The organism is Nonomuraea purpurea (genome assembly GCF_042650645.1).
Taxonomy (GTDB): Bacteria; Actinomycetota; Actinomycetes; order Streptosporangiales; family Streptosporangiaceae; genus Nonomuraea; species Nonomuraea purpurea.
On the sequence record NZ_JBHSBI010000037.1, the window covers coordinates 80,007 to 97,690 of the forward strand.

At 67.2% G+C, this 17,684-nt stretch carries 19 protein-coding genes and 2 tRNA genes; 12 read left to right on the forward strand and 9 right to left on the reverse strand.

What is annotated here, in order from left to right:
* Nucleotides 1–5: 5 nt before the first annotated feature.
* Both ACFOY2_RS46675 and ACFOY2_RS46680 read right to left on the reverse strand, forming a co-directional pair.
* Nucleotides 6–78: transfer RNA gene (locus ACFOY2_RS46675), tRNA-Glu, on the reverse strand.
* Nucleotides 79–1,548, reverse strand: a complete 1,470-nt coding sequence (locus ACFOY2_RS46680) for a metallophosphoesterase family protein (RefSeq protein ID WP_379534603.1) — start codon at nucleotides 1,546–1,548, stop codon at nucleotides 79–81.
* Nucleotides 1,549–1,671: 123 nt separating this feature from the next.
* Between ACFOY2_RS46680 and ACFOY2_RS46685 the strand changes: the two genes are divergently transcribed.
* Together ACFOY2_RS46685 and ACFOY2_RS46690 are read left to right on the forward strand one after the other, a co-directional pair.
* Nucleotides 1,672–2,022, forward strand: coding sequence for a metallopeptidase family protein (locus tag ACFOY2_RS46685; protein WP_379534604.1), 351 nt, complete (start codon nucleotides 1,672–1,674; stop codon nucleotides 2,020–2,022).
* 110 nt (nucleotides 2,023–2,132) lie between these two features.
* Nucleotides 2,133–3,416 (forward strand): MFS transporter, encoded by a 1,284-nt coding sequence (locus ACFOY2_RS46690; RefSeq protein WP_379534605.1) that lies wholly within the window; start codon nucleotides 2,133–2,135, stop codon nucleotides 3,414–3,416.
* On the opposite strand, the gene ACFOY2_RS46695 is transcribed toward ACFOY2_RS46690, so the two are convergent.
* A complete protein-coding gene (locus ACFOY2_RS46695) occupies nucleotides 3,417–3,734 on the reverse strand; it encodes a PspC domain-containing protein (protein WP_357828978.1) in 318 nt (105 codons plus the stop codon).
* A gap of 89 nt (nucleotides 3,735–3,823) precedes the next feature.
* Here ACFOY2_RS46695 and ACFOY2_RS46700 point away from each other — a divergent pair, with 89 nt between their 5' ends.
* A complete protein-coding gene (locus ACFOY2_RS46700) occupies nucleotides 3,824–4,978 on the forward strand; it encodes an acyl-CoA dehydrogenase family protein (protein WP_379534606.1) in 1,155 nt (384 codons plus the stop codon).
* Nucleotides 4,979–5,027: 49 nt separating this feature from the next.
* A tRNA-Lys gene (locus tag ACFOY2_RS46705) sits at nucleotides 5,028–5,103 on the forward strand.
* 359 nt (nucleotides 5,104–5,462) lie between these two features.
* Here ACFOY2_RS46705 and ACFOY2_RS46710 read toward each other — a convergent pair.
* Nucleotides 5,463–6,761 (reverse strand): helix-turn-helix domain-containing protein, encoded by a 1,299-nt coding sequence (locus ACFOY2_RS46710; RefSeq protein WP_379534607.1) that lies wholly within the window; start codon nucleotides 6,759–6,761, stop codon nucleotides 5,463–5,465.
* 209 nt (nucleotides 6,762–6,970) lie between these two features.
* Between ACFOY2_RS46710 and ACFOY2_RS46715 the strand changes: the two genes are divergently transcribed.
* From ACFOY2_RS46715 to ACFOY2_RS46735, 5 genes are all read left to right on the forward strand, one after another.
* Nucleotides 6,971–7,279 carry a hypothetical protein gene (locus tag ACFOY2_RS46715; RefSeq protein ID WP_379534608.1) on the forward strand — a complete coding sequence of 103 codons (309 nt, stop codon included), beginning with the start codon at nucleotides 6,971–6,973 and terminating at the stop codon, nucleotides 7,277–7,279.
* 97 nt (nucleotides 7,280–7,376) lie between these two features.
* The gene (locus ACFOY2_RS46720) at nucleotides 7,377–7,637 is read left to right on the forward strand and encodes a hypothetical protein (RefSeq protein ID WP_379534609.1); all 261 of its coding nucleotides are present in this window, start codon (nucleotides 7,377–7,379) and stop codon (nucleotides 7,635–7,637) included.
* Nucleotides 7,638–7,643: 6 nt separating this feature from the next.
* Complete coding sequence (locus ACFOY2_RS46725) at nucleotides 7,644–7,775, forward strand: hypothetical protein (RefSeq protein WP_379534610.1); 132 nt, start codon at nucleotides 7,644–7,646, stop codon at nucleotides 7,773–7,775.
* A 231-nt stretch (nucleotides 7,776–8,006) separates the two neighbouring features.
* Nucleotides 8,007–8,447, forward strand: a complete 441-nt coding sequence (locus tag ACFOY2_RS46730; protein ID WP_379534611.1) for a hypothetical protein — start codon at nucleotides 8,007–8,009, stop codon at nucleotides 8,445–8,447.
* Between the two features lie 49 nt (nucleotides 8,448–8,496).
* Nucleotides 8,497–8,826: a hypothetical protein gene (locus ACFOY2_RS46735; protein WP_379534612.1), complete on the forward strand. Its 330-nt coding sequence runs from the start codon at nucleotides 8,497–8,499 to the stop codon at nucleotides 8,824–8,826.
* Between the two features lie 593 nt (nucleotides 8,827–9,419).
* On the opposite strand, the gene ACFOY2_RS46740 is transcribed toward ACFOY2_RS46735, so the two are convergent.
* The 5 genes from ACFOY2_RS46740 to ACFOY2_RS46760 all read right to left on the reverse strand — a co-directional run bounded on the left by ACFOY2_RS46740 (nucleotide 9,420) and on the right by ACFOY2_RS46760 (nucleotide 14,626).
* Entirely contained in the window at nucleotides 9,420–11,105 is a 1,686-nt protein-coding gene (locus tag ACFOY2_RS46740; RefSeq protein ID WP_379534613.1) for a site-specific integrase, read from the reverse strand.
* 5 nt (nucleotides 11,106–11,110) lie between these two features.
* Nucleotides 11,111–11,359, reverse strand: a complete 249-nt coding sequence (locus ACFOY2_RS46745) for a helix-turn-helix transcriptional regulator (protein ID WP_379534614.1) — start codon at nucleotides 11,357–11,359, stop codon at nucleotides 11,111–11,113.
* Nucleotides 11,360–11,662: 303 nt separating this feature from the next.
* Nucleotides 11,663–12,559: a TRM11 family SAM-dependent methyltransferase gene (locus ACFOY2_RS46750; protein WP_379534615.1), complete on the reverse strand. Its 897-nt coding sequence runs from the start codon at nucleotides 12,557–12,559 to the stop codon at nucleotides 11,663–11,665.
* Entirely contained in the window at nucleotides 12,559–13,533 is a 975-nt protein-coding gene (locus ACFOY2_RS46755; protein WP_379534616.1) for a hypothetical protein, read from the reverse strand. The genes ACFOY2_RS46750 and ACFOY2_RS46755 overlap by 1 nt, the downstream gene beginning before the upstream one ends.
* Before the next feature lie 565 nt (nucleotides 13,534–14,098).
* Nucleotides 14,099–14,626, reverse strand: coding sequence for a GNAT family N-acetyltransferase (locus ACFOY2_RS46760; protein WP_379534617.1), 528 nt, complete (start codon nucleotides 14,624–14,626; stop codon nucleotides 14,099–14,101).
* Between the two features lie 585 nt (nucleotides 14,627–15,211).
* Here ACFOY2_RS46760 and ACFOY2_RS46765 point away from each other — a divergent pair.
* The 3 genes from ACFOY2_RS46765 to ACFOY2_RS46775 all read left to right on the forward strand — a co-directional run bounded on the left by ACFOY2_RS46765 (nucleotide 15,212) and on the right by ACFOY2_RS46775 (nucleotide 17,663).
* Nucleotides 15,212–15,625: a hypothetical protein gene (locus ACFOY2_RS46765; protein WP_379534618.1), complete on the forward strand. Its 414-nt coding sequence runs from the start codon at nucleotides 15,212–15,214 to the stop codon at nucleotides 15,623–15,625.
* 354 nt (nucleotides 15,626–15,979) lie between these two features.
* Entirely contained in the window at nucleotides 15,980–16,960 is a 981-nt protein-coding gene (locus ACFOY2_RS46770) for a hypothetical protein (protein ID WP_379534619.1), read from the forward strand.
* 313 nt (nucleotides 16,961–17,273) lie between these two features.
* The gene (locus tag ACFOY2_RS46775; protein ID WP_379534620.1) at nucleotides 17,274–17,663 is read left to right on the forward strand and encodes a pilin; all 390 of its coding nucleotides are present in this window, start codon (nucleotides 17,274–17,276) and stop codon (nucleotides 17,661–17,663) included.
* The last annotated feature ends 21 nt before the right edge of the window (nucleotides 17,664–17,684 follow it).

The following is a 17,684-nucleotide window of genomic DNA, read 5'->3' on the forward strand; positions in this document are numbered from 1 at the left end:
CGCGGTGCCCCCAACGGGATTCGAACCCGTGCCGCCGCCTTGAAAGGGCGGTGTCCTAGGCCGCTAGACGATGGGGGCTCAGGATTCCCTGTCGCCTTCCGTCGGAGACCTCTGAAGCATAGGGGACGATTGCCCTTGATGCCAAAGTGGCGAACCGGCGGTCGGTGACCCGGGGCCAGTGATCGATCCCGTTGGCGACGGGGCGTTCGTTGGCTCCGGGGAAATCATACGTTGTGGGTCGGGCTCCACGTGACGTTGGATGTACACCGATTGCTCTCCGAGTCCGCCCAGGGTGATGTCGTCCCATGCACGCAGGCGTTTTGTGTCCCGGTCGAAGTACAGGACCGACGCCTGGACGGGGGTGGGTTGGGCGTGTTCGAGGGCCCGGAGGCCTGCGCCGCCGGTGGAGCCCTGGATGAGCATGCGGGTGCCCGACGGGAGCATGGTCGTTTTGCGGTTGTGGGTGTGGCCGGCCAGGATCATGGGGGCCGCGCCGGTGAAGCCGCGTCCGACGTCGGGGTCGTGTACGGCGATCAGGTCGGGTTTGCCGACCTGCCCCAGGTGGGAGCGGGCGAATTGTCCGAGGCTGGCCGGATCGGAGTTGACGTCTACGGATTTGTCGGGCGTGAACCGGGGATCCCCCAGCCCGTAAATCGTCAGCCCGGCCACCTTCTCCGACCGATCGTCCAGGACGATGGCGTTCTTCTGCTTGTCCACCGCCTTCTGGGTGGCCATCGAGTCGTGGTTGCCGCGCACGTACACGTACGGGACCCCAAGACGCCCGACCTCGTCCACGAACTTGTTCTCGGGTTTGGTGCCATGATCGGAAATATCGCCCGTGTCGACGATCAGGTCGACGGCGAACTGATCCTTGAGTGAGCGGATCACGTTCCAGGCGATGGGGTTGATGTGGATGTCGGAGACGTGCAGGACCCGGATGGACTTGGGGTCGGCGTCGTACAACGGCAGGGTGGAGACGGTTTCGTAGAGCTTGGAGACGTTCGTCACGAGCTTGGTGAGCTGCGACCGGTACGACTCGAAACGCGTCACGATCGACTCCGCGCTACCCACCAACGACGGCGCCGCGGCCACCAGCCCCGAGTAGCGCGGCTCCACGAGCGAATTGGGGCGGAAGGTGACGGCGGCGAGCACGCCCGTGCCCGCGAGGGCCACAGAGGCCGCCAGAAGGCCCAGCAGAGCCACGCGCGGGCGTCTGAAGACCATCAGGACCGCGATCAACGCCCCGGCCCCCGCACAGAGCAGTGAGCGGATCACGAGGGCGCGTACGCCGACGAGCAAGTCGCCCTCGATGAGCCCGGGAAGCCGGTCGGCCAGCTTCGGGTCCTCTATGAGGGCTTTGGCGCGTTCCTGATCGATGTTCTCGAGGCTGATGCGGAGCCTGAGCGGGGCGTCATGGGTGCGGAACGTGAGCGTGCCGAGCGGACTGGCGTCCACGATCGTCTCGCCGTTCCAGGCCGGCCTGAGGGACATGCCCGCCTCTACGGGACCGACCTGGGCGCGTACGGTCCCGCTGAGGAAAATCCCCATCCACGCACCCACGGCGGCCACGAAGAGCACCGCCACGATCCTCGCCGCCCGTGACTTGATGACTGCCTTTGACCTATGGACGAACTTCATACCGTTTCTTGCTTACCTGACTGACGGGGCAGAATGGCAAGGGTGATCGAGGTTTCGCGGGAGAAGTTCGAGGAACTCGTGGCCGAGGCATTGGACACGATTCCCTCCGAGCTCACGCGCGCCATGAGCAATGTCGTCGTCACCGTCGTCGATGATCCGCCAGAGCCCCACCTGCTCGGCCTGTACACCGGTGTCCCCCTCACCGAACGTGGCGACTGGTACTCAGCAGTCCTGCCCGACCGCATCGAGATCTACCGCAATCCGATATGCCAAATTTGCGATACCGAAGAAGACGTAGTGGACGAGGTGCGCATCACGGTCATACACGAGGTCGGGCACCACTTCGGCATCAGCGACGAGCGGCTCCACGAGCTCGGCTGGTAACCCTTTGCTTCCGGTTGGCTTCTTTGGGTTGCGGCTTGCCATACTGATCGGGCACCTTGGGTGACATAGCGAACACCTTGAGTCAGGCACTGCGGAGTCCAATGGGGGCCATGGGGGCGAAACGGCCGTCGGGACGGCATCGCCGCGGCGATGCATCACGAGCCACATACCGGGAAGTCATCGCCATCAGGGAGTTCCGGGCACTCTGGTACGGCCAGGGCCTGTCCCTCCTCGGCGACCAACTCGCGCAGGTCGCGCTGGCCGTGCTCGTCTTCGACCGCACGGGTTCGCCGCTGGCCACGGCGGCGGTCTACGCGCTGACGTACCTGCCGTCGATCGTCGGCGGGCCGCTGCTGGCGGGGCTGGCCGACCGCTTCGCGCGCAGGGGCGTCATGCTGACCTGCGACCTGGCCAGGGCCGCGCTGGTGGCCGCGATGGCCATGCCCGGCATGCCGTTCTGGGCGCTGTGCTCGCTGGTGTTCCTGGTGGTGCTGCTCAGCGCGCCGTTCTCGGCCGCCCGCGCCGCTCTGCTGCCGGAGATCCTCGAAGGCGACGCGTACGTGATCGGCTCTGCGCTGCAGAACATGACGAACCAGGCCGTGCAGATGCTCGGATTCGCGGCCGGCGGGGCGTTGATCGCCACCATGGGGCCCTACCGGGCCCTCGCGATCGACGCCGCGACGTTTCTCGGATCGGCGTTGATCCTGGTCTCCGGCGTACACCGGCGCCCTGCCGCCCACCACGAAGACTCCAAGCCGTCGATGTGGACGATGACCACGGCCGGCGCCCGGCTCGTGTTCGGGTCCAAAAAGTTGCGAACCCTTGTCCTGTTCGCCTGGTTGTGCGGCTTCTACATCCTGCCTGAGGGCATCGCGGCGCCGTACGCGGCCAAGCTCGCCACGGGGACGCTGCCCGTTCCCGTGATCACCGGCCTGCTGATGGCGGCGATGCCGACCGGGACGGTGGTGGGAGCGTTCCTTTTCAGCAGGTTCGTCGCACCGGCTCGGCGGCTCAGGCTCATGGGATGGATGGCCATGCTGAGCTGCGCGCCCCTGATCGTGACGGCGTTCCAGCCCCCGCTGGCCGTGGTGCTCGGGGCGTGGGTTCTGTCGGGGATCGGCGGGGCGTACCAGCTCGCGGCCAATGCCGCATTCGTCCAGTGCGTGCCACCCGAACGCCGCGCCCAGGCGTTCGGCCTCGTGCAGTCGGGGCTGATGGCTTCACAGGGGATCGGCATCTTGGTCGGCGGGTTCGCCGCGGAGAGACTCGGCCCTGAACCGGTGGTCGCGCTGGCCGGGATCATGGGGGTGATCAGTGCGGCCGTCCTTGCCATGATCTGGACCGAGTCTCGGAGCGACGAGGCCACCCAGGTACGCGCCCAGGCCACTGTGTGATCACTGCTGCGGCTTGTGCTCGCCGCCCCACTCGGAGCCGTAGGTGGACTTGGGCTCGCCGCTCCAGTCCGTACGCTGGCTCTGCTGCTTGTTGATCAGGTCCTGGACGATCGAGCTGTCGCGGTCCTCCTCGGGCATGAGGAGCCAGCCGATCGCGTACACGCCGACGCCCAGCCCGCCGAACAGCGTGGCGATCGCCAGCGCGATCCGCACCATGTTGGCGTCGACCCCGATGTACTCGCCCACGCCGGAGCACACGCCCGCGACGATCCTGCCCTTGTGGGTCCGACGCAGCTTCTTGACGTTGTATTCGCTCATGGCTCAAGACTGCCCGCACACCCGGTGTTCGCACATCAGGATTCCCCCTGGTAGAACCCTGGTAGCCCCTTATTTGAGGAGAACCTGCGATGGACGACCTGCTCCGCCTCGACGAGCGGCTCACCCCTGACCAGCGGCTGATCCGCGACACGGTCAGATCCTTCGTCTCCGACCGCATCCTCCCTCACGTGGGCGATTGGTTCGAAGAGGGCATCTTCCCTGCACGCGACCTCGCCCCGGTGCTCGGCTCCCTGGGCGTGCTGGGCATGCACCTCGACGGCTACGGCTGCGCGGGGACGGACGCGATCTCCTACGGGGTGGCGTGCCGCGAACTGGAGGCCGGCGACTCCGGCCTTCGCTCCTTCGTCTCCGTCCAGGGTTCGCTGGCGATGTTCCCCATCTGGCGATACGGCTCCGACGAGCAGAAAGAGCAGTGGTTGCCCCTGATGTTCGCCGGCGAGGCGATCGGCTGCTTCGGCCTGACAGAACCGGACCACGGCTCGGACCCGGCCGGCATGCGGACATACGCCAAAAAGGACGGAACCGACTGGATACTCAACGGCTCCAAGATGTGGATCACCAACGGCTCCATCGCCGACGTCGCCGTGGTCTGGGCCCAGACCGACGAAGGCATCCGCGGCTTCGTCGTCCCCACCTCCACCCCCGGCTTCTCCGCCCCTGAGATCCACAAGAAGTTGTCCCTTAGGGCATCCGTCACCTCATCCCTCTACTTCGACGACGTCCGACTCCCCTCCTCCGCCGCCCTCCCCGGAGTCGTCGGCCTGAAAGGCCCCCTCTCCTGCCTCTCGGAAGCCCGCTTCGGCATCGTCTGGGGCGTCGTGGGCGCCGCCCGCGCCTGCCTCGAAGCCGCCGTCTCCTACGCCAAGACCCGCATCCAGTTCGACAAGCCGATCGGCGCCTTCCAACTCACCCAGGAAAAACTCGCCTGGATGTACGTCGGCCTCGCCCAAGCCGGCCTCACCGCCCTCCACCTGGGCGAACTCAAAGACGCCGGCACCCTCGAACCCCGCCAGATCAGCTTCGGCAAACTGGCCAACGTACGCGCCGCCCTCGACATCGCCCGCCAAGCCCGCAGCATCCTGGGCGGAAACGGGATCACGCTGGAGTACCCTGTGATCAGGCACATGAACAACCTTGAAAGCGTCCTGACCTACGAGGGGACCCAAGAGATCCATACGCTGGTGCTGGGAGAGGCGCTGACGGGGCTGGCGGCTTACCGGTGATGGTGGCGTCGCGAGCGGGGCGGTAATCTCTGTACCCTTGCTGTTGCGAGGGGCGTTAGCTCAATTGGCAGAGCTGCGGACTTTTAATCCGTAGGTTCCGGGTTCGAGCCCCGGGCGCCCTACCACTCCACACCCCATCTGACCTGCACTTTCTCGATTCTCAAGCGTCTTCTGCGAGGCGCAGATGGCCGAGTTCATGCTCGTCACATGCTCTTCGGCACGCGTCCGGCACATCGGCGGGCCGGCAGCGAGAGCGAACTGTCCCGGTTTGCGATGTCGGCTATCGGGCCCCTTGGACCGGACAGTAATGCCAGACCCAATAAGCGCCCTACAGAAGGGCCTTCAAGGAAGGGTCGGAGGGCGGGACACGCCCGGCTCTACCACAGACACATCCAAACACCGGTCAAGCCTGTGGGGCTCAAGAATCCCGTCACCCCTTCCTTCGCCGGATGGCGGGGCGTCGTCCTTCGCAACGCCCCCACGGTCATGCCTCGATGGCCAGCAGCGAGCGCACATCGCGCACTGCTGGGCGGTCTCGCTGATCCATCGGCACGGCCTTCAGCACCAGCCTCGCCGTGTGTTTGATCATGTGCGTGCGGTACTGCTCAGGAAGAGAACCGAGCACCTCTGCCGCCCTCTTCATCCCCTGGTCGACACCGCCGCGCACGACGGTGCACATCGCGAGCATGAGACGCGCGTTCGTCGGGTACTGGTAATCGTCTTGCGACAACCGTTCCCGTGCTTCGTTGGCCTTCTTCTCTTCTCCCGCTGCGGCGTACACGCAGGTCTCTGCGTACGGCAGTCGTTGGGTGCCCCAGTAGGCGGGCATGATGCTGACCGGAAGTCGGCCGGTTCCCAAGGTGTCTCGCGCCTCGTCGAGAAGCCTCGTCGCCTCAGCGTGGCGCTCCACCAGACTCAGGGCTTTCGCTCGTGTGACCTTCATCAGGGCCGCACCGTATGAGTGCGGTACCTGCTCCACGATTCCTTGAGCGGCATCCAGCAGGCGCACAACAGTTTCGATGTCCCGCTGCCCGCTGCCGAGTGCCACGCCCACCTCGGTAGACCGCACTCCTAGGCGTAGATGCAGGTCACCGGAAGCATCGGCTGACTTGCGGGCGGTGCGCCACCAGCGGATGGCCGCCTCGTCTTGGCCAAGTCGGGTGAGCGCGTTGGCATTCAGCGTGGACAAGGCGGCCAGGACTCGGTACAGATCGCGGGTGTCGCTGTGCTCGAGGCCGAGCTTGGAGGCTGTGTGCTTGAGCTGGCGGAGCACGGTGACCAGGTCGAAGTGCAGGGTCCTCTGTGCAGAGGCGGCTGACTGGGTGCGAAGCGCGTGGAGGTGGTCGGTTACGGCCAGTTCCCAATCATCGATCGACAGAGGCAGGTCTAGATCGACGAGTTGGCGTAGCGCCTCGTCTGGGGTGAGTGAGGCCACGCCCAGCCCGGCGGCTAGTTGCAGCAGTCGTCGGCGTTCCGTGGCGTCCTCCTCCTCGTAATAGTCGTTGATATCCACAGTACGCACGGAACTCATCGCGGCGGTAGGAGGGAGAATCTCCGCATTTGGAGCGTATCTCTTCCCGATTTTCTCAGATGCCTCAATAAGCGCACCTTGCGCGTTGGTGGCGACCTCTAGCCGCTCAACTACTCTACGGCTCGGCTTGCCGCCGTCAGCTTCCAGCTTTTGGACGTAGCTGATCGATATATCCGCTGCATGCGCCACCGCTTCAAGGGTGCGATTACCGCGCAGACGGCGCAGGACCTGCCCGAACGTCTCATCGCTCATGCCGTCCTCCACCACGCCAGAGATCTTTTCCACTGTTTTCCGCTGCGGCCCAGTAGTAGGCGGTGGAAGTGAGTCGCACGCTTTTCTCTGGACCGGGCATCCCCGTGCTGGCCACGCTACTGCTCACCGGCGTAAACGTCCCGCGAATCATGCCCGCGCATTCTCGGAACGAATACGCCGCACCGTGCCCATGGGATGGAGGTCCTGAAATGTTCGAGCTGCTGCGTGCTCCCGCCGAACCCACCGCCCATGACGCCGAGATCAGGGCATGGCTACGGCTCGACGTGCGGGACCGTCAGCTCATTGTGCTGCGTAACACCTTCCACTCGTGGCGGATCACCTACGACCTCACATCAACGGGGCTGGTCTGGAGGGCCGAGCCATCGTGGCGGCTCACGCTGGAGGAGGTGACCGCCGGGGTGCGGCGGATCGTGGAGTGCCGCAACCCCATCAACCTCATGGCGGATCTGACCGATCAGGTGGCGATCATCCAGCGTCTGGCCGGTCCCCACCCGTGAAGCTCCCGGCCCGCCGTCGCAGGGCAGGCGGCGGGCCGGGCACCAGGCCGGGCCTCGTGTCCGGCGTCATCGAAGAACCAAACGCAAGGGAGAACCCATGACAGCCAGATCGTTTCAGCCCGACCTGTGGGCGGTAGTCGTGGACGAGGCCAAGTTCACGCTGCTCGACGGCACCGGCATCGAGTACGCGGCGATCGGGGACGGCGACGACTACGCGGTGCGTGACAAGGACCGGCCGGAGGTTGAGATCCGCCGGCCCGGTGACGACTTCCGCAAGCTGGGCGCGCTCCTCGGCCACAGCCCCGGAGGCGACTCCTCAGACGAGGGCCTCCACCATATCGACGTGGACGAAGACTAGTACGAGGTGGCCGAGCAGACGCGACTGGAGTACGCCAGAGTCAACGACCACGACGCCTACAGCGTCCGCGACCAGCAGCACCCGGGCGAGATTCGCAGGCCCGGCAACGACTGGCGCAGGCTCGGCACCATTCTCTAACGCTGGCCTATGAGACCTGCCGGGGCGATTCCGGAGACCCACTGGAGATCGGCCCCGGGACCCGACCGGCGCGGCGACGATGCGGCCCACACCCCGTACGGCCTTCCGCCGCCGCGCCACCGCGCCACCGCAAGTGATCACCTTGTTCATTCGGGAACCGCACACCCTAGGCACGAAAGGTCAGCGGTGACCTCCACCGGCCCGCACAAGTGCACACGGTGCAGTGCCGATGTGGTCGTGGCTCGACTGCTCGGTTCGAGCCGCACGATCGTTGTGAACGCCGAGACCATCGCGGGCGGCGACTACACGATCTGGGCGAACGGCAACGGCGAACGGCAACAGGGCCGGTTACACCTGGATCAGGCGCGCCCGAGCCGCCGCACCGCCAGCACTTCCTGGCCTCCCCCGAATACCACCCCCAACGGAGTCCTCATCATGCCGCGCCAAAAGATGATCAGCGTGCTGGCTCTGCTGCTGACCGCCGGCTACGTCACCTTCGTCCTGCTGGCCCCCGCCGGCCTGACCAAGCCGACCAGTCAGGCCCTGGTCGTGGGCCTGCTGATCGCCAGCCTCGTGGCCACCCTGCGGGCGGTCTACCGGGCACGGCGAGCCGCCCACCGCACCCACCCCCACCCCGAACACCCACAGCCGCCCTCCCCGCCCACCCCCTGAACAGCGCAGCCCTGTCTAGCACCGATCCCATTCACTTTCGGAGTCAGCCATGCCCGACCCCATCGCCCCCGCAGTGGCCACCACTTCAGCCGCCGCTGTGGCCGCCGAAGCCGCCACCCACCTCGACAACCTGCGGGAGGCACTACAGACCCTCGGCCTGCACGCTCGCCTGCTCACCCAGGACGACCGACTACCGCGCCTGCGCGTGATCAACCCCAAAGCCACCACAATGTCGGAGATCATCTCCGTTGCGCAGAGGCACGATCGATGGCTGTTTTGCTGGTCCTGGAACGAGCCCATCACCGAGGTCGCCCACCTCGCCACGGCAGCCGAGCGCATCGGCCACGTCCTGGCCGCAACATTCCCGAACGCCGCCTAGCCACGCTCAACGCGCCACGGTCGATACCTCTGCCACCACCCCAATGCCCACCATCCGGCCCCCGATGATGGTGTCGACGACGGCCAGGCCGCACCCTCCAGGCGCACCCCGCCGCCCCGCTCGGTTGCATGGCCCCTGCCATTCCGGTTACCGCCTGAAGGGGCGGACCCAGGCGGGTAGCCGAGCCGATGGCTTCGCGGGCAAACGCTAGCGATGACGCGGTCCCGCTCAACGCGTCCTCAAAAACCTGGTGGCAGACCGGCTTCAAGAACCCCCGGTCGGTCACCCACGCGGTGATGATCAGGGCACTTCCCCCGTACGCCTGATCGTCACCGGGGGGCGGTCCCTCGCCTTGGGGACAATCGCGGAAACCAGGGACCGCGATGCGAGGGACCGCCCCACCCACAGACGTCCGGCAGCCGTATCCCCCTCACGTGTGTGCTGCCGGGCTCAACCCGTGCGGGCAAGGACTCAGATGCACCCTTCACCAGGGCGCATCACCCCTCCATACCCGCACGGCCCCTCTGCCGGAGGCCGGTCAGTCGCGCGACTGACCGGCCTCCGGCCAACTCTTTTCCCTGACCTCTTGACGGCTAGCGGGTCGGCATCGGGATCACCAACCCACCAGCCTCCCCCTCCCCCTTACCGCTCGCTCCGGGCCGGACGGTGCTCCGCCGGGGCGGCACCGGCCCAGGCGGCGGAACGGCGGGCCCTGCGAGCAGGGCTGCAGTGGCCTCGGCTGCCGCGGCGGCGGCTTCGGGGTACACGCTGGTGTAGGTGTCCCGAGTGAACGCCGAGGACTTATGACCGAGCGTCTCCTGCACGATCTTGATGTCCACCCCGGCCGCGAGCATCGCGGTAGCCGCGCCATGGCGGAGGTCGTGGAGCCGGATCGGCGGCAGCCCCGCCTGGTAGCACAGCCAGTAGAAACGGTCGGTCACCTGCTGCGGGTGCAGCGGACGGCCGATCTCGTCGGTGAAGACGAACCCGGAGTCGACCCAGTCCTGGCCCGCGGCCAGCCGCTCACGTGCCTGGCGCTTCTTATGCTCCTTCAAGATCGCCATCGTCTCGGCGTCGACGGCGATCTCGCGGTCGCTGGCGTCGGTCTTCGGGGTGCCCTGGATCGGATCCCAGCCAAGCTGGGTGATCTGCCAATGCACGCCGATCCGCCCCTTCTCGAAGATGACGTCCGGCCACCGCACCCCCACCCCCTCACCGCGCCGCAGACCGCGCACCGCGATCAGCCGATACAGAGCGAACAGCCGGTCGCGGCGGGCATAGGCGAGGAACGCCGACGTTTGTTCGGGTGTCCACACCATGACCGGCGACGGCCGCACCGTGCCGATGTAGGCGGCGATCGGGTCGACCCGCTTGCCGTCGCGGGCCCGCTTGAACCGGTCCAGGTGTCCGGCATGATCCTTGCGCCACTGGGTGACCTTCTCCTCGGTCCAGATGGCAGGCTTGGGCCGGACGGCGGGAGCCAGCTCGACGACCGCGGCGGGGTTGAAGTCCAGCAGCCGGTCCTGGCAGATCGCGATGTTCAACGCGTGCCGCAAGGTCGCCCGGATGCGGTGCAGGGTGGTCGGGCCGACCGGACGCCGGTAGCGGACCGTGGCCACACGGGCCGGGTCTCCGCTGCCGCGTTCGGTGGCGATGATGTCGTTGAACTCCTCGATCGCATCGAACATGCCCGCGATGTCGGAGACCCGCAGCCGGTCCAGCCGGATCTCCCCCAGGTACGGCTTCAGGTAGAGCCGGACATGAGACTCATACGAGCGTTTCGTGGTCGCCTCGATCGACCGCTTGCGCTTGAGGAACTCCTCCAGCCACTCCGTCACCGTGATGTGCCGGTTCAGGTCCTGGCGGGTGCGGACCTTACGCCGCACCTCCTCAGTGTCGGGCAGGGTCTTGGTGTCCTTGAGCACCGACAGCATCAGCTTGGTGACCTGCCGCCGGACCGCGGGGTCGGGGTCGAGGGCGAGCAGGCCGCGGGCGTGATCCAGCTCCGCCTCGGCCTCCTCCAGCGTGGCGAATCCGCTGCGGCGCAACGGGTTACGTCGCTTGCCGTCGGCGTTTGCTGGGAGCTCGAGCTGGTAGCCCCAGGTGCCGTGGGTGGTGCTCCACCGGCCGCCACTGTCTCCGTGGACGCGGCGCAGTTTGGGGCAGGTCTTGCTGATGTTCTTGCCGGTCTCGGGGTCGATGCACGTGCAGATCTTGAATGTGGTGCCCTTGGCGACGTTCAACTCCTTGCCCGCCATCGTGTTCGGATTTTTGGCCATCGTGGTCATCCTTCCTCGCATGCCGGACGGCTCTGGGTGCCGTCCGTGCTGGTGTGGTCAAGCAGCGCCCGCAGTCCGCGTACCGGCACTGCGTACCGGCCGCCGATGCGCAGCACCCGGCACGGAAACTCCCCTGCCTGGGCGAGGCGGTAGGTCTTGCTGCGGCCCATACCGAGCAGCCGCCCAGCCGCCAGCAGGCTGACCACCTCCGGCGCCTGCTGTGTCTGGGGCTGGGTTGGCGTTGTGCTGGTCACGCATCACCTCCATGAACGTTGATGAACAGGGCGCGACACGGGCCGCGCAGGACGTGCGGGTCCGTACGGCCGTGGCGGGCTGTGTGGGCGCTACGCCACCGGCCCGACCCCGCCCAGGCTCCGGGCCGGGGTGTGACCGACCGTTCACGACGGGCGGCCACAGCCCCGGACGCAGGGGGCCGGGCGGGCGGGTGGCGGTATCGACGCCCACCTCCACGGCCCGCGTCAAGCAAAATCCGCAGGTTCACGCCGCGCCCCAGCACCCGACCCGATACCGGGCCAGGACACCGGGCACCATCGGCGCTACTCCAACTCGCGCTCAGCTCGAAGATCTCTCAGTTTCCGTGAACCCACGGGAAGCTGGGGCCGACGAAACACAAGCAGGTCCTCGTGCGCTAGGGCGTGGATCGGCAGGCCGCGCGCCCATCCCTTGCGCGCTTCATGCAGTTGGAAGAACGACGCCCGGTTGAGGAGGTGGCCGTCGCCGAGCCCGCACAACAGGCACACGATCCGATCGGCGAACACCAGACCGGCCTCCTCGGCCAGGTGGTGGACGTGGCCGGGCAGGTCGATCAGCTCGCCGCGTACCCGGTACGGCCGCACCGTGACCGCTACCACGCCGCCGGGCCGCAGCAGGTCCACGCATCCGGCCAGGATGCGGCCGAACCCGTCGAGGAGTTGCGGGAGCTGCTGGTGGGCGAGGTTGGCGCGGTCGTGGGAGTAGTGGTGGTTCCACTTGCGCACGCCCGGCGCTCCCGTGTCGCGACTGGAGCGGATGTGCCCGTGGGTAGCCGCCCCATACGGCGGCGAGGTGAGCACCAGCGCCGCCCGCCCTACCAGGTCAGGCAGCAGCCGGGCGATGTGTCGCGAGTCCCCGGCCACCACCTGCCCGAAGCCGGACGCCCCCTGCTTCCTGGCGTGGCCGAGGTTGGCCACCGCCAGGCGCGCCCACCGCTCCTCAAACTCCACGCCCGCAGCGTGCCTGCCGAGATGAACGGCCTCGACCAGGGTGGTGCCGATCCCGCACATCGGATCGACCACCAGCTCGCCCGGACGGGTGTAGGTCCCGATCACGCGGGCGGCGATCGAGGGCAGCATCTTGGCTGGATGCCGCATCGACTCCGGCACATACCGGCCCCGCCGCTGCACCCGCGACGGCCGCTGCCCGGTCGCCCACACCGACGTCGTCACCTCCCCCATCAACCCTCACCCCCAGCCAGCTCAGTGCACTCGGTGGGCTCCGTGGACTCGGTGGCGCCAGGCGCGGTGAACAGCAGCACGTCCGAGTGCACCCGGGCACTCGCCGGCAACCCCGCGCACTCCGGTAGCTCCTCGATCGCGGCCAGGGCTCGACGAGAGAGACCCGGGTCGATACGTTCGCCGCGAGCGGGATGCCGCAGAGCGATGACGTGCTGCAGATACACCAGACCCGCCTCCCGCGCGAGCGCGATGATCTCGGGGACCGGGTCGGCCACACTGCTTTCACGGTGCAGGCCGGTGACCACCACCAGATGCCCGCCCGGCTTGACCAGCCCCGCCGCACGAGCGACATCGAAGACCTCGGCTTCGGCCTCGGCTTCAGGTTCGGGTTCGGACTCCGGCCGGCCGGTGGCGTGGCCCAGGAACTGCTGGCAGGTCTGCTCGGCCACCACCAGCCCCGCGCCGCTCGCAAGGTCAGCCAGCACCCAGGCTTCATCGCCGGGCTCGGTAACGCGCAGGTCGGTGACCTCCAGGTCGTAGTCGGGATGGGTGCGCGCGAGGCAGCTCCAGGACGCCCCCGCGCGGGCCACATCGGTGAAGACGGCCACCGGCAGGCAGCCCGCCGTCAGAGCGGCCGAAACGAGCTGGTGATCGCTCGCGCCGAGATGGACCACGGTGTCGCCCAGCCGCGTACACGCCGCGACCAGATGCCGGGCCAACGGGCCGCTGACCGGATGGCAGCACCCCGACCGGCAGGTCGCAGCCGACTCGGTGTCGGCTGCCGCCAGCCACACCGACAGCGGCAGATGCCCCCGGCCCGCCTCCTGGTCCTCCCGAGCCAGCCGAAAGCCTGGCTCGGAGAGCTGTGTGTCCGGTTTGGAGGCGATGGACAAGGGGCCAGCCGGGGCAGCCCCCGGAGCGGCAGAAGAACTGGTGGATGCGGATGCGGTTGAGGTGATGATGAGCTTGGTCATGTGGGTGTGGCCCAAAGTGCCGGGCCACCAATCCCTGTCACTATTCCAAATACCTGCCGCGAGACCCGAGTTCGGACAGGGCCTCACGCAAAGATTCGGCAAGATCAACGGTGTGCGGTCTCGCGCCTCTCCCGGACGCTACCGGCCAAGACACCCCGGCTGCTCACCCACAGCCTGTGGACAACCGCGCCGGTCGCCCCCTGGCCAGATCACCGGCTGTCTCGCCCGGAACCGCGTATGGCCGCGCCTCACCTGCGCAATTCACCCTCCGCACCCAACTAGTCACGCCGATAATGGTGCGGCGTGCGGGCCGGATGACGGAGGGGGTTCGGCCCGTACAAACGGTGTGCCAGTCTCGGGGCATACCACCCCAGTCGGGCCCGCGTCCACGCTCCCGCGCCTCCTCCCTCCGACATCACACCATGAAGCAAGTTTTCGCAGGTCACAGCGCTTTCGGACATCTTCCGGGCAACGCTCGTCACCGGCTCCACCACGGCTGGCCGTTGATCTTGTCCTGTCTCACCTGACTTGAGGCAGTCTCATCGATCATGAGGCATCCCACCGATCAGTCGCGGAGTTCGCCTTCAAGGAGGCCCATAAGGATCATGTCGTGCCACTTGCCATCACGATGGAAGCACTCGCGGACGCGGCCCTCCTCGACGAAGCCCACCTTCTCGTAAACGCGGTGCGCGGCAGTGTTCTCTGCTGCGAAGTCCAGAGTGATCCGGTGCAGGCGCATTTCATTGAAGCCGTACCTGCACATCAGGCGCATCGCCTCAGTGGCGTAGCCACGACCCCAGACATCCTTTTCGCCAAGCTGGATATCCAGCTCAGCATTCCCGACCTCCGGCTTGGCGTCCCTGAGCCGGACGAACCCGACGGCACGCTGATCGTGGAGCGACTCGATGATGAACCGGCAGTTCTCGTAGCTGTTGCGCGGCGCCGCTGCCAGCCGCTCCTGCGCCTGCACGAACGACTCGGGATAGCCGCTGCTCATCCAGCGCATCACCTCGGGGTCGTGACTCCAGCGCCATATGCTCTCGAAATCCGTGGGTTCGACGGCGCGTAGGCGGACAAGCTTTCCAGTCAGCATCGCCGAGTTCTACCAGCGTGCGATCCGGACAATCAACTCGATTCACTCTCCCTTATGGGGATCAGTTCAGACGCAGGCGCTGAGGCATCCATGTAGATGCCCCACATCGATAAGACAGTCCGCAGTATGGCCAGGTACGACGGATCGACCACGCCGGGAGAACGCGGAGATGCCTCATGATCGGTGAGACGGGCACCTTGTGGACCGTCTCATCGAACTTGAGGCACCGCAGGCCAGAGGCGCTCCATGCCTCAGATTGAACGAGACGGAACAGATCTTTTGCAGCGAAGGTTGAGCATCATCACCGAGGGCTGGTGACCGCCAGGTTTTTCACCGATGGCTAAGCGCGCAGGTCAGAGCGCTGTGTCGAGCGTCGGGACGAGGGAACTGCTGCGGCCCCAGGCACATTCGCGGCCGTGCCGCCACGTCTCGAAGGCGCTGCACAGCCCTCTCACCTACGGCGTACTCCTCACTCAAACTTCGCTGACAACGCTCCCTCATCGCTGCGAGAGGCCAGCCGTCATTGACGATGCCACCTACCCTCAAAGAAGACACACCGAGACGTGTGAGCGGGAGGCGATCTGCATGCCGAGCCGGAAGGACGAGCTGGCTGAACTCCGCTTCGCCAAGCTCGTCAACCAGGTCAAGGCGATGATGTCCGCTGGCCTCAAGCCGGAGTATCGCGGCTTCTACGGCCAGTTGGTCCTCGCCCGCGAAGCGGTCGCCGAGCTGGGTGAGGTGGCCGAGGTACGGCGAGCCGCGCGGGCGGCGGGCCGACAGCTCGGCTGGAAGGCCCGAACCCATGTCACCGACGAGGGAACCCTGTTCATCATCGATGACCGCGACCCGCCCCAGGAGATCCGAGAACTGGCGGCCCGCCGTTCTGCCGAGGCCGTCTCGGCCGTTATCGCCAACGCCCGAGCCGAGGCCCGCATGCTCCGCACCAGCGCGCCCAGCACTCTCCGAACCCGTCCACGCGACCCAGATGAGGGCCTCTGACCGACCGCGCTACAGGCCGCACCTGGCAGAGGTGAACCAGAACCCACACGGGTCCGCGCTTCGGTCCACCCGGTTGACGCAACCTTGACCCGAGACTTTCGGTCGCGTCCCGTTACCGCAGGTCAAGACCGCTTTCCGGGAGCGGTGTCATGGATCGCGCCTGTCATCGATCTGACGCGCGCACGCCCGGGATTCTAGCGTTTCCGCAGGTCATCCATGGTTCCGGAGCATGATCACTACTTGGCGTGATCTTTGCCGCGCCCGATGTCTGATCATTTCCTGCCCGATTCCTGTCCAGGCTCTCTGGCGACATGGCGACGTCCGAACCGAACACGTCTCATCGGGAGCCTCGCCATGTCTCACCCTTCGGTCCACCTCTTCACGGACGCCACCACCAACCTCGTCTCCACCAGCAACCCGGCCACCACCGGCCCGAACCTGACCAGCGCGACCAACCGCGGCCTGACCACTACCGCCCCATCCACGACCCGCCTGGCCTCGGCCGAAGCGCTGCCCACCATCGACCTCGACGCGGATATCACGCAGCCCAGCGAGGCGTCCGACAGCCTCGGCGGCAGCCCACGCGGCCGGGGCGGCTCGCTGCCGCTGGATGTGGCCGAGCACGCCTTCACCCTGCTCATGCGCGGCCCCGCCCCGCTCTCACTCAATGGCGCAGCACTCGGGCACGGGCTTCCAGCCCGGCCCATCCCACTGAACGAGCTGCAGGCGATGCTGCTACACCCCTCCTGCTCCCGCACCACCCGTGACCACGTGTGGCGACACCTCATCGGCCAGGCTCGCACCCACCGGGGAGCGTGGATGGTCGCCACCGTCGCCCTGGCCATCCCGATGCTGCGCCGCCTCATCGGCACCCTCGCCGACAAGATCCCGGCCGAGCGGATCGACCGCGAAGACCTGGAAGCCGACGTGCTCACGGCCTACATGGAAGCCCTCTGCCGGGTGAACCTGACCTGGTCCCACCCGCTGCTCCGGCTCTCCCGGCTAACCCACATCGCCGTCATCCGCGCCCACGCCACCGACCAGCCTGGCCCGCTGGCCGACCCCGACCTGTCCGACCGCGCCGACAGCGGCCAGCAGCCGCTCACCTACCCGGCCAGCCACCCCGATGTGCTCCTGGCCCAGGCCACTGCCCAAGGCGTCATCACCGCGCTGGAGGCGGAGCTGATCACCGCCACCCGGCTAGAGGGGGTGCCGCTCAGCAACTACTGCCGTCGTCGCGGGCTGCTCTACTGCGCCGCGCTCAAGCGCCGTCAGCGCGCCGAAACCGCCCTGCACCAGGCGCTTCAGCGCGGCGACCTGGCCAGCAGCCTGTAGCGATCGCACCGGCGGTCGGCGGCTGAGCAGCCAGCAAAGATCGCGCAAAATCCGCTGGCCCCCATGTCCTAACTCGACCTTTCACCCAGGTCTTTTAACCACTGAGAAGGCAGCGCGGAGGGCGCCCGGATCCGGCAGCGAGGACCTGTACCTGGTCACCGGTCCCTGTCACCCGGCCCAGCCCCGCACGATCCGCACCTGCAAGGAGGACGCCCACCGGCCTCGCGACCGGACCCGGCACTCTCCGCGCCGCCCTCACCCTGCACCACCCACCACAGCTCGGCCCGCACCAGATGCTCTCGGGAGGCAACCCATGACCCGCACACGCCACGCCACCTCATCCCACAGGACGAAAGTCGTCCTGGCCGCCATGTTCATCCTCGGCGCCGTCCTCCTGGGCACCCTGCTCAGCTACGCCCTAGCCCACGCCGCCACGGTCTACGCTCCCAGCCAGGTGCTGGCCGCACCGGAGTCGCTGAACGCCGTCATCGACAACCTGCGCAACGTCATCGTCGGCCTGCTCGTAGCACTCGCCACCCTCTTCCTCACCGTCGCCGGAGTCCGCTACATCCTGGCCGGCGGCGACCCCGGCGAAGTCGAAGCCGCCAAGAAGGGCCTGCGCTACGCCGCCCTCGGCTACGGCATCGCCGCCCTCGCCCCGCTGCTGGTGACCATCCTCAAAGGCATCGTGGGCGCGCAATGACCGGCCGCCCTCATCTCGACC